Annotated in this window: 10 protein-coding genes; 7 read left to right on the top strand and 3 right to left on the bottom strand. The window is 60.4% G+C overall.

Going from position 1 to position 11,529, the window contains the following annotated elements:
* Positions 1–368: 368 nt before the first annotated feature.
* From ACESUZ_RS08075 to ACESUZ_RS08065, 3 genes are all read left to right on the top strand, one after another.
* Complete coding sequence (locus ACESUZ_RS08075) at positions 369–1,193, top strand: PfkB family carbohydrate kinase (protein ID WP_373199471.1); 825 nt, start codon at positions 369–371, stop codon at positions 1,191–1,193.
* A complete protein-coding gene (locus ACESUZ_RS08070; RefSeq protein WP_215693954.1) occupies positions 1,186–1,515 on the top strand; it encodes a TIGR04076 family protein in 330 nt (109 codons plus the stop codon). The genes ACESUZ_RS08075 and ACESUZ_RS08070 overlap by 8 nt, the downstream gene beginning before the upstream one ends.
* A 183-nt stretch (positions 1,516–1,698) precedes the next feature.
* On the top strand, positions 1,699–3,060 hold the full coding sequence (locus ACESUZ_RS08065; RefSeq protein WP_373199470.1) for an ATP-binding protein: 1,362 nt from the start codon (positions 1,699–1,701) through the stop codon (positions 3,058–3,060).
* A 46-nt stretch (positions 3,061–3,106) separates the two neighbouring features.
* Here the strand turns inward: ACESUZ_RS08065 and ACESUZ_RS08060 are convergent, their stop codons facing one another.
* The 3 genes from ACESUZ_RS08060 to ACESUZ_RS08050 all read right to left on the bottom strand — a co-directional run bounded on the left by ACESUZ_RS08060 (position 3,107) and on the right by ACESUZ_RS08050 (position 6,414).
* Positions 3,107–3,553, bottom strand: a complete 447-nt coding sequence (locus ACESUZ_RS08060; protein WP_118081657.1) for a low molecular weight protein-tyrosine-phosphatase — start codon at positions 3,551–3,553, stop codon at positions 3,107–3,109.
* A 33-nt stretch (positions 3,554–3,586) separates the two neighbouring features.
* Positions 3,587–4,957 carry an ATP-binding protein gene (locus ACESUZ_RS08055; RefSeq protein ID WP_329739061.1) on the bottom strand — a complete coding sequence of 457 codons (1,371 nt, stop codon included), beginning with the start codon at positions 4,955–4,957 and terminating at the stop codon, positions 3,587–3,589.
* 194 nt (positions 4,958–5,151) lie between these two features.
* A complete protein-coding gene (locus ACESUZ_RS08050) occupies positions 5,152–6,414 on the bottom strand; it encodes an MFS transporter (protein ID WP_373199468.1) in 1,263 nt (420 codons plus the stop codon).
* Positions 6,415–6,566: 152 nt separating this feature from the next.
* Between ACESUZ_RS08050 and ACESUZ_RS08045 the strand changes: the two genes are divergently transcribed.
* The 4 genes from ACESUZ_RS08045 to ACESUZ_RS08030 all read left to right on the top strand — a co-directional run bounded on the left by ACESUZ_RS08045 (position 6,567) and on the right by ACESUZ_RS08030 (position 11,455).
* Complete coding sequence (locus tag ACESUZ_RS08045) at positions 6,567–7,514, top strand: isopentenyl-diphosphate Delta-isomerase (protein ID WP_055286308.1); 948 nt, start codon at positions 6,567–6,569, stop codon at positions 7,512–7,514.
* 241 nt (positions 7,515–7,755) lie between these two features.
* Positions 7,756–9,213: an SLC13 family permease gene (locus ACESUZ_RS08040; RefSeq protein WP_070100742.1), complete on the top strand. Its 1,458-nt coding sequence runs from the start codon at positions 7,756–7,758 to the stop codon at positions 9,211–9,213.
* A 142-nt stretch (positions 9,214–9,355) separates the two neighbouring features.
* Complete coding sequence (locus tag ACESUZ_RS08035) at positions 9,356–10,843, top strand: UbiD family decarboxylase (protein WP_373199466.1); 1,488 nt, start codon at positions 9,356–9,358, stop codon at positions 10,841–10,843.
* A 33-nt stretch (positions 10,844–10,876) separates the two neighbouring features.
* Entirely contained in the window at positions 10,877–11,455 is a 579-nt protein-coding gene (locus tag ACESUZ_RS08030; RefSeq protein ID WP_373199464.1) for a UbiX family flavin prenyltransferase, read from the top strand.
* Positions 11,456–11,529 lie beyond the last annotated feature (74 nt).

Here is an 11,529-nt window from a genome sequence, read left to right as displayed (position 1 = left end):
TTGTCGCAGCCCCGACCCGCGGTCACGAGCGGGGGCTCCTGTCGTTTCCGTGCCCTCGGATTGGGTCATAGTGTCTGACTTCGCCAAAACATCGGCGTTGCCCGACCAGTCGTTTTGGCACTTAGGGACGTTCCTTATGTGCCGGCACTTGGGGACACTCCTTGCGCTGATAGTCGTTGGGTTAGTCGTTGGGGACGTTCTTGTTTGACTAGTCATTTAAGAACGTCCCCAACGACTAACTTCCTTCCCGTAACCTTTCCGCAACAATTCGACCTCCACGGCACCAGCGCCCGCCTGCCGTGCTCCCTGCGCTACACTTAGTTGCACTATGGCGCCATCGTGCCGCGCCCGACCCAAGGGGGACTCTCATGAAGAACACTCAGCTGCTGTTGATCAACGATATGTGCGGCTACGGCAAGGTCGCGCTTTCCGCCATGCTGCCGGTGCTGTCGCATATGGGCTATCGCATCCACAACCTGCCGACGGCCCTTGTTTCCGATACGCTCAACTACCCCAAGTTCTACATCCACGACACCACGGAGTACGTGCGCCAGAGTCTTGCCATCTGGGAGGAGCTCGGCTTTGAGTTCGACGCTATCTCGACCGGCTTTATCGTGACCGAGGAAGAGACGCGTATCATCTCGGACTTTTGCCACCGCCGTGCGCAAAAGGGCACCAAGGTGTTCGTCGACCCCATCATGGGCGACAACGGCAAGCTCTATGCGGGCGTGCCCGAGTCCACGATTGGCCTTATGCGGCACCTGCTGGAGTGCGCAGACTACGCGGTGCCCAATTATACCGAGGCGTGCCTGCTTGCCGATAGGCCTATCGCCGAGCAAATTACGCCCGATGAGGCTCGCGCCCTTGTGGACGCCGTGCGCGAGCTGGGTGCCAAGTCGGTGGTCATTACGAGCGCCGTGGTCAATGGCACGAACGCGGTTATCGGTTACGACCATGTAGCGGGGGAGTACTTTACGATTCCCTTTGAGCTCATTCCGGTCTATTTCCCGGGCACGGGTGACACGTTCTCGGCGGTGCTCGTCGGCCGCGTTATGGTAGGTTGGAGTTTACAACGCGCGACGTCCGATGCCATGCGCGTGGTGGCTGAGCTTATCGAGCGCAATGCCGACCAAGAGGACAAGTCGGCCGGCCTTCCCATCGAGGCCTGCCTGGATGTGATCGACCATGAGTAATGCTGGCGAGGGCGGCATCAAGCCTGCGGGCGATAACAAGCCGCTCGGCGCGCCGCGTGGCAAGCGTCCGCGTATCCGCGTGAGCTGCGTGGACCAGCTGGGTGCGTGCCGCTGCCACCATGGTCACAAGCCGGGCGACGTTTTTGACTTCGACCGAGACCGCGGCAAGATGTGCGCCATGGCCTGCCATGTGGGCTTTCCCTATATCGATATCCTGCGCTATGGCGGAACCGTGCCTGGCAACGAGCCCGGCACGGCAAAGTTCTGCTGCCCCGAAGTCGATACGCTGAACGTCTGGCTTGCTGAGATCGTCGACGAGTAGCCGAGCACAATGTGGCAAAGGGGCAGCCCCTTTGCCACATTCGCCGGTGGTGCCCCTTCTATTTGCTTGTAATCTCAAATCTCTGCATTTCATCCGATTTTAGGTTCTAAAAATTCTGCGTTTCATCGATAATCAAGCGTATAAAACTTTGCATTTCATTTGATGACACTGAGGGGAGAGCCTATGCTGCGCAGGAAAATAGCTGCAGAGCTGGAGCGCTGGCTGAAGTCTGCCGAGCAAAAGGCCTTATTCATTACGGGTTCTCGCCAGATTGGCAAAAGCTATTCGATTCGCGCATTTGGCAAGGCCAACCATGCAACCTACATCGAGCTTAACCTCATGGAAAATCGCCAGGCAAAAGATGCTCTTCTCGAGGCGCGGGATGCCGATGATTTCATCAGCAGGGTGACGCTTCTTTCGGGAAAGTCGATTGCACCAGGCAAAACGCTCGTGTTTATCGATGAGGTCCAAGAGGCCCCCGACATCATGACGATGGCAAAGTTCCTTGTTGAGGACGGGAGGTGCCGCTGGGCGTTTTCGGGGTCAATGCTCGGGACCCAGTTCAAGGGCGTCAGGTCCTATCCCGTGGGGTATGTCCACGAGCTTAGGATGTTCCCGCTCGATTTTGAGGAGTTTTGCTGGGCAATCGGGGTGAGCGAAGGGGCTCGCCAAACGATACGCGACGCGTGCATCAACGAGAAGCCCATTCCTGGTTACATTCATGACGCGATGATGGCAAACTTCAGGACCTATACCGTTGTCGGCGGAATGCCAGAGGTCGTGCAGCGTTTCCTTGACACGCGGGGCGACCTTGCCTCTGTTCGTCAGCTGCAGTCAGAGCTCAACGAACAGTACCGACGGGATATCTCCAAGTATGCAAGCGGGCGAGCCCTTCAGGTGCAGAGCATCTACGATCAGCTCCCTATTATGCTCGAGGGCGAAAACAAGCGCTTCGTGCTCAATTCCATTGACCCCAAGGCTCACTACGAGAAGTATCAGCGAGATTTTGTATGGCTTGTCGATGCCGGCGTTGCTCTCAAAGCCGATATCGTAACCGAGCCAAAATCGCCCCTGCTCAAGACGGTACGGCCATCGCAGTTCAAGCTATATCAATCGGATACGGGCATGTTGATGGCGCGCTACCCCGTTGGAGTCGCCCAAGCGGCGTATCTTGATAGCAAGGAGCCCAATCTGGGCGGCATTTACGAAAACGTGGTGGCCCAGCAGCTGGCTGCCCAAAATCGCCAGCTTTACTACTATCAGACAAAAAAGCGCGGTGAAGTGGACTTTGTGGTCGATGGACCGGATGGGACGGCTGTTCCGATCGAGGTTAAATCGGGCTCCTATTACCACGCGCACGCTGCGCTCGGTCATGTGCTTGATACGGCTGAATATGGCGTAAGGCTCGGGATTGTTTTCTCGAGAGGCAACGTTGAGCGCAACGGAGCGGTTCTCTATTTGCCGCTATATGCGACCTGGGCCCTTTCGGATGTTTTGGGCGACTTCTGTGCCAAGGGGATTAAGCTGGAGGTCAAGCCGGTCTAGGGCTAGTCCCGGATGTGACAAAGGCGTGGCCCGCGACCTCGATTGCCTACAGCTGCTCGAGCATAGCGGTGCAGCCGTCGAGTACGTCGCGGTAGGTGGCATCGAAATTGCCGGTGTACCAGGGGTCGGCCACGTCGCCGGGGCGCTCGGTCCAATCGAGCATGCGCGTAATCTTGCCGTCGGGGTCGTCGCCAAAGATGCGACGCAGGCCACGCGCGTTCTCGTCGTCCATATAGACAATGTGGTCCCAGTCGCCATACTCCGCGCGACGCACCTGACGTGCACGATGTGCGACGACGGGAATCCCGACCTCGCGCAGCTTGGCAACGGTACCGTGGTGTGGCGGGTTGCCGATCTCCTCGGTCGAGGTCGCAGCGGAGTCAATGACAAACTCGCCCGCGCGCCCGGCGCGCCGCACCAGCTCGGTAAACACCGACTCAGCCATCGTCGAGCGACAGATGTTCCCATGGCAGATAAACAGTATGCGTTGCATGAGCGGTTTCCTTTCTAGGCGGTCGTGCAGGGCTTACAGACTGCTCTTGAGGCAGTTTGCTCCAATAAAGCCCGCTGCGTACAAGGGGAGGTGGCGTAGCTCGCGCCCGTCATCGGTTTCGCTGCGGAAAAAATTGTTCTCGGACAAAATGTAGGCATATGGCGATCGGGCTTTGTCCATGAACGACCCGAGGGTTCTCGCGCGCACGTTGCGTGCGGACTTTACCTCGACGGGCACGATTTCCATACGGTCGGTCTGAAGTAGAAAATCGAGCTCGCCGGTCGTCTTCCAAGACGACGGCGGCACCCAGTAATACGTCTGCAAGCTGTTACCCGAAAATGCTTGCATGACCGAGTTTTCCGCCAGGGCGCCTCGGAAGTCGGAAGATAGCGCTATGGCGGAATCTTCTTTGAGGTCGAGCCAGAGCCTCGGGTTGATGCCGAGTTTGTAGAACATGAGGCCGGTATCGAGAAGATAGACCTTAAAGAAACTTCCATCTTCGTCGTCGAAGGGAACGAGGGGAGGCTCGATGCCTTCGGTCAGGTTGTTGACCGATATGATACCGGCGCCTTCGAGCCAGTCGAGCGGCTCGATAAGCTTGGCGCGACGGCCTCCGCGTTCGACCTCGGAGTACTTGAATTTTTTTGTGGACGATCTCAGCAGCTGGGACGGAATGGAGCGCCAGACCTTGCGTGCCGCCACGCCGCTGATCCCGTTTTCGGGGTCGGTCATATCGGCGGTATAGGTCTCGTTGATTTCGCGCTGCTCGACGCGCGCATCCTCGATGGATAACGTCTTGCGATATGCGTTGACGGCGGCGGGCATGCCGCCCACGATCTGGTATCGATGAAACAGGCTGAGCGCGGCTTGGTGCGCGGCGTAGGTCTCGAGCGTGCCGGCGTGGGTACGAATGGCATCGGCCATCTGCTCCTCATCGAGCGCCCAGAGAAACTCCTCGAACGACATAGGATGCATGGTCTCTTGACGAACGCCGCTGGGAAAAGGCAGCTTACGTTTGCGCGTGGCGACGCCGAGCTGACTGCCGGTCGCGCATATGCGCCAGCCCGAACCCGAAAAAAAGCGAAGCGAGTTGAGCGCCCGTTCGCAGAGCTGCACCTCGTCAAACAGGATGAAGGTGGTTTCTTTGCGAATGGGGGCGCGTTTATAGTCTGAAATCCGCGCCACGATGGTGTCAACGTCGTCGGTGGGACAATCGAACAGCGGAGCGATCAGCTCAAGATCGGTCTGAAAGTCGAGTTTGACAAACGCATCGCCGGCGATTCGCCTGCCGATTTCCTCGGCAGCGTACGTTTTGCCTACGCGTCGCGCACCACGGATGAGGAGGGGGCGTGAGGCGTCCTTTGTCGCCCATGATTCGATAACGGACTCGATTGATCTGCGCATGGGGTCGCCTTTCCAATTTCGTGTACTTCAGATACATAGTTTAGTACGATTTCATGTACTTGAAATACACGAAATAATAGAAAAGCGTGTATCTCAAATACACGAAATTGCACTGCTGAAGCTTCCAGGCGGATAAACATACTCATATTGGGCGGTTTTCACCGGTTACTCGCCACCTTGGGCTATGTTTGCCCCTATGCCCGTATTGAGGGCCGTGCTGATTGACGACGGCGCTCCCAGCGAGCCAGCTTAATCGTCACCAGCGTGAGGGCCCAGGCCACAAGCGAGAACGCGGCGCCCACTGCGCCCACGTACGCAATGCCAACGCTGCTTACCACGGCGCCGCCCACTGCGGTGCCAAACGAGATGCCGACGTTAAACGCCATGGGCTCAACCGAACTTGCGAGTACCATCGACTTGGGATGGCGGCTGCGTGCCACGTCCATAAAGTGCGTGATGCATGAGACCGAGAACAGGTACATGAGCATCGCCAGGCTAAAGACAAAGACCAGCGCGAGCGGCATGGCGCCGCCCACGGCAAACAGCCCGAGCAGTGCCGCCGCCTGCAGCACAAACGTAACCAGCAGCGCCTTCATGCCAAAACGCGCATCGATCCATCCGCCCAGGATGTTCGAGATCAGGCAGAACACGCCATAGGCCATAAGTGTGGTGCTCGCCTGAACGGTATCCATGCCCAGCACCTGCTCCAGATAAGGCGTCACGTAGCCGTAGAATACGTAGACCGAGCCCACGCCAAACAAGAAGATGAGCATGCCGGTGATGATACTCGGCTCGCGTAGTAGCCCCGCCTGCTCGCGGAAGGTGGCGGGCTCATCGGTCTGCCCGGCGCGAGGCATAAACGCCACGAGCGCGCTACAGATCAAAACGGCAAAGGTCAGCGTGCCGTACATGGCCACGTGCCAATCGAGTGTGTCGGCCACAAACTTGCCAATCGAGGTCACAAAGACCATCGCCACGGAAAACGCGCCGTACACGACCGAGATGGCAAGTGAGGTTTGCTGCGGGGATAGCAGCTCAGGGATGTACGTCACGCCCACGGCGAGCAGCGCACCCGAGACAGAGCCCAGGACAATGCGTGAGATAAACAGCACCTGGAAGTTGGGAGCCAACGCCATGACCAGGTTGCCGAGCACAAAGACGACGCTATAGCACACGAGCAGCTGGTAGCGGCGGAATCGCCCCGTGCTGAGCGCGAGCACCGGCGTCGCGATAGCGTAGACGAGCGCAAACACGCTGATGAGCTGGCCCGCAGTGGCAAGTGATATGCCGAGTTCCGTTGCCAAGTCGCTTTCGATGCCGATGACCACGAACTCGGAGCAGCCGAGCGAGAATCCCAACAGCACGAGCAGCGCCAGGCAGAGCTTGGTGCGCGCGGGGGAGAGCGCGGCGGCGGTTGGCTTACTTTTAGGCGTGGTTGCGGCGGTCAAGGTTGTCACTCCAATGTCGCATGAATAAGCGGGATTCAATCCCTGCAACTCTAACAGAATGTGACAAAGGGGCAGTCCCTTTGTCACATGGAGGGCTTGCCTGTATAGTCGCAATACAGGCGAAGATGGTCTCAGGTACATCGCGGGCGGCAGGAGATCCCATGGGTATGCACACGACAAAGGTTGCAGTGGGCGAGGGCAAGTTTGCGCTCGAGGCCCAGCTGACGGTGACGCCGCGAGGCATGGCGGTGTACGCCTGCTCGCCGGAGTTTGCGCACCTGGGCGCCACGGCGCAGGCCATTCCGCGCCCCGAGCCCGGCCGTACGGCAACGGTGAGCATCCTGGCCGTTCCGTGCCATCGAGACGAGATCCCGGCGCACGATATCGCGGCGGCGCTGGCCACGCGCTTTGGCGTGCCGGTAGTTGCAAGCACGGGTTTTCATGTTGAACAAGCGAGCGGTGACGACCTGCAGCGCGTGCTCGACACCACCAAGGAGCTCATCGCCGCGCTCGAGGAAGCCGCAGCCCGCATTCTGCGCGCCGGCTGGGATGAGGGCGGTGCGGGCGCCGAGGTCGTGGCGGTCGATGCTGCGACCGGCGAGGCGCTTGGCCCCGTCGACCGCATCGAGGCCCATGCTGGTGAGGGCATCCTGCATCAGGCATTTCTGACGCTTTTGGTCGAGGGCCGGGGCGAAGACGCGCGCCTGCTGCTCTGTCGCCGCAGTCCGCTCAAGCGCCTGTGGGGCGGGGTGCTGGCCGATAGCTGCGCCGGCCATCCGCTCCCCGGGGAAGACGTCGCGGCCGCCACGGCGCGCCGCATCAACGAAGAGCTCGGCATTACGCGCGAGCCCGATCAGCTCAAGCACCTCGGACACGTGGTGTACCGCGAGGACCACGGCGACGGTCGCTGCGAGTGCGAATGGTGCGAGGTCTACCTTGCCCATGTTGAGCCGGGCGAGCTGCATATCAACCAAGAGGAGATCTCGGAAGTGCGTCGCGTGGCTCCGTCCGAGCTCAAAGGCTACCTGCAGGGTCACCCCGAGCAGCTGGCCCCCTGGCTCCGCGAGGCCCTCGGCGACCCATTCATCCGCACGGCCCTCGCTATGTAAAAAAGACAGTCCCTTTGCCACATCCAAACCGTCACAACATTCGGCGAAAATCTCGAAAACGAGGAAAAGCGTCGAATGTTGTGACGGTTTTTGTCTAGGGAATCGCTTCTCATCCAAAAAATCCGCTTGACTGTATTGCCGCAACACAGCGCAACGTAAGGGGTGTCCGATAACGGGCGCCCCTTTTTAAGCGGCAACATGGCTGCGAATTCGGAGCGCCCCCAACAAGAAAGGTGGGGAGATGGAAGCGGAAAAGAAGGCGTTTAAGATCACCAAGCGCGAAATTGGCTTTGTGCTGGGTATCGTTGTCTTTTTGCTGGTGAAGTTTCTTCCTTTGGCGGAGCTGAGCTCGACGGTCGAGCTCACGGTCGGCGGTCAGACCTGTCTGGCACTGACGCTCGCCACGGTGGTGTTCTGGGCATGCGGCGTGGCACAGCCGGGCTTTGTGGGCCTGCTCTACTGCGCACTGCTCGTCCTGTTCAAGGTGTGCGTGGACGACACGGGCGCCGCGAGCATCTCGGCGACGGTCGCCTCCACGTTTAGCTCGTGGACCAAGGCCACCATGTGGCTCGTCATCGGCGCCTACCTCATCGCCAGCGCGGTCAAGGAGTCGGGCCTGGGCGAGCGCATCGCCTACGCGTTCATGCTCAAGTTCGTGCGCGACGCCAAGTCGCTCATCATCTCGATCTTCGCGCTCACCTTTGTGCTGTCGCTGCTGATCCCGCATCCGTTCCCCCGCGCCTTCCTCATCCTCGCCGTCGTCTCGGTCATTGCCGAGTCCGCCGGCTACGGTGACGACGACAAGGGCAAGCTCGGCTTCCTCGTGTTTGCCGCTGCCGCCCCGGGTTCCATGTTCTTCCTGACGGGCGACTCCACGCTTAACCCGCTCGTTGCGCAGTACAGTGCCGAGGCCGGCGGCATGAGCCCGTCCTTCGTCGACTGGTTCCTGTACATGAGCGTGCCTATGCTGGTTGCGCTGCTGTGCACCCTGTTCCTGGGCCTTTTCCTCTTTAAGCCCAGCAAGGAGCTCGTCTACGATCGCGAGCAGATCGTGGCCAAGCAGGCCGCGCTCGGCAAGCTCTCCGTCAAGGAGATCCGCACCATCGTGTGGCTTGTCATCGCCATCGCGCTGTGGCTCACCGTCTCGGGCGACTATATCGGCTGGGTCACCCTGGCCATTGGCGTTGCTCTCGCCATGCCCATCATCGGCGAAGTCCTCACTCCCGCCAGCTGGAACGCTGTCGACATCAAGTCCCTCATGTTCCTGACGGCCGCCATGGCCGTGGGCTCCGTGGGCGGTGCCACCGGCATGAACGCCTGGATCGCCGACGTCGTGCTCCCCAGCTCCGTGCCTGAGAACATCTTCCTGTTCGCCCTGCTCGTCGCCGCGCTTTCCATGATCATCCACATGTTCATGGGCTCGGTCATGGCCGTGCTCGGCGTGTGCGTGCCGGCATTTATCAGCTTTGCCGCCGGCTCCAGCGTGAGCCCACTCGCCGTGGCGCTCATCGTCTTCACGTCCATCAACATCCACTACATCCTGCCGTTCCATAACCTGCCGATCCTTATCGGCGAAGGCAAGGACGCCGGCGGCTACACCTCCAAAGAGGCTATGCGCATGGGCATCCCCCTCACCGCGGTCGTCTTTGTCGTCGTGCTGGTCGAGGCCGCCTGGTTCCACCTCTTTGGCCTGATGTAAGCGGTCGAGCGCCCCGGCTGTAAGCAGCCAAGCGCTTGAACTTCGAGTGGTCGAGCGCTCCATTTGTGAGCGCCGCGGCCCCATTACGTTACCCCGTCCGGCGGCACCCCGTCGCCGGACACTCTCCCGAAAGGAGTACGCCATGTCCACTACCGATGCTTCCCAGATCCACGACCTGCGTTCCGCGCTCGACTTTTTGCGTGAGATGCCGGGCCAGCTGCTCGAGACCGACACCCAGGTCGATCCCGATGCCGAGGTCTCGGGCGTCTACCGTCACGTCGGTGCTGGCGGCACCGTCATGCGCCCGACCAAAGAGGGTCCGGCGATGGTCTTCAACAACGTCAAGGGCTTTGACGACGCCAAGGTCTGCATCGGTATGCTTGCCAGCCGCAAGCGCGTTGCCGCCCTGCTCGACCTGGACGAGGAGCACCTGGGCCTCGAGATCGGCAAGCGCTTCGAGAACCTGATCGCCCCCGAGCAGATCGCCGAGGGCAAGCACGTCGACTGCCAGGAGGTCGTGTACAAGGCGACCGACGAGGGTTTTGACCTGCGCAAGATCGTTCCCGCTCCCACCAACACGCCCGTTGACGGCGGCCCCTACATCACCATGGGCCTCGCCTATGGCACGAGCCCCGATGGCACCCAGTCCGACGTAACCATCCACCGCTTCTCCTGCGTCGACAAGGACAAGCTCGCCATGTGGATCACCCCGGGCAGCCGTCACCTGGGTGCGTTCTTTGACGAGTACTGCCAGCGCGGCGAGGATATGCCCATCTCCATCTCCATCGGCTTGGACCCCGCCGTGTACATGTGCTGCGGCTTCGAGGCTCCCACCACGCCGCTCGGCTTCAACGAGCTGCAGATCGCCGGCGCCCTGCGCGGCCGCGCCATCGAGCTTGCCGACTGCGTCACCGTTCCGCAGAAGTGCATTGCCAATGCCGAGTACGTGCTCGAGGGCTACCTCATGCACGACGAGACCATCAACGAGGATGTCAACGGCCACGGCTACGCCATGCCCGAGTTCCCCGGCTACACCGGTGGCGCCAAGGTCTGCCCGGTGATCAAGATCACCGCCGTCACCACGCGCGTCAACCCCATTATGGAGAGCTGCATCGGCCCTTCGCACGAGCACGTGTCCATGGCCGGTATCCCCACCGAGGCCTCCATCTACAAGATGGTCGAGACCGCTATCCCGGGCCGCCTGCTCAACGTTCACGCCGCTCCCTGCGGTGGCGGCAAGTTCGTTGCCATCATGCAGTTCAAGAAGTCGAGCAAAAATGACGAGGGCCGTCAGCGCAACGCCGCCATGCTCGCCTTCTCGGCGTTCTCCGAGCTCAAGCACGTCATCCTTGTCGACGAGGATGTCGACATCTTCGATATGAGCGACGTGATGTGGGCCATGACCACGCGCTTCCAGGCCGACGTGGACCTCATCACCATCCCCGGTTGCCACTGCCACGTGCTCGATCCGTCCAACGACCCCGCGTTCGATCCTTCGATCCGCGAGCACGGTATCGCCTGCAAGGCCATCTTCGACTGCACGGTTCCGTTTAACCTCAAGAAGAACTTCATCCGCTCGCAGTTCATGGAGATCGATGAAGAGAAGTGGGCCGCCGAGCTCGCCTTCTAGTAAGTAGCCCTACCAAGTAGTTAAGGAGTTGTCATGCCTGAGTCTTCTGTTCGTCCCCGTCGCATTGTCGTTGGCGTGTCTGGCGCCAGCGGTGCGGCACTGGGCCTTGAATGCCTCAAATGCCTGCGCCAGGCCGGCGCTGAGTCGGCGCTTGTCGTCACGCGCGGGGGAGAGATCACCATCGAGCAGGAGCTCGGCATGACGCTCGACGAGTTTGCGTGCTATGCCGATGTGGTCTACGACAACAAGAACATTGGCGCTGCCATCGCAAGCGGCACCTATCCGGTCGACGGCATGATCGTGGCTCCCTGCTCCATGAAGACGCTCGCCGGCATCGCGGGCGGCTACAGCGAAAACCTGTTGCTGCGTGCGGCCGATGTGCAGATGAAAGAGCAGCGCCGCCTGGTGCTTATGGTGCGCGAGACGCCCTTCAGTGCGATCCATGTCGACAACATGGCACGCCTGGCGCGCGTGCCGGGCGTCATGCTCATGCCGCCCATGCTCACGTTTTACAACGGCCCCGCCACGCTCGATGAGGCGGTGCATCACATCGCCGCCAAGGCACTCGAGGCCGTCGGCGTGTCGTGCGCCAACTATAAGCGCTGGTCATAGGCATCTTTAGGGTAGGATACGAGTAGTGTTTGAGCCCGCTGCCCCTGTGGGCGGCGGGCTTTTCGTGTCAAAGG

Source organism: Collinsella aerofaciens ATCC 25986, assembly GCF_964239575.1.
GTDB classification, from domain to species: Bacteria; Actinomycetota; Coriobacteriia; order Coriobacteriales; family Coriobacteriaceae; genus Collinsella; species Collinsella aerofaciens_BQ.
This window is presented reverse-complemented; position numbering and strand designations above follow the sequence as displayed.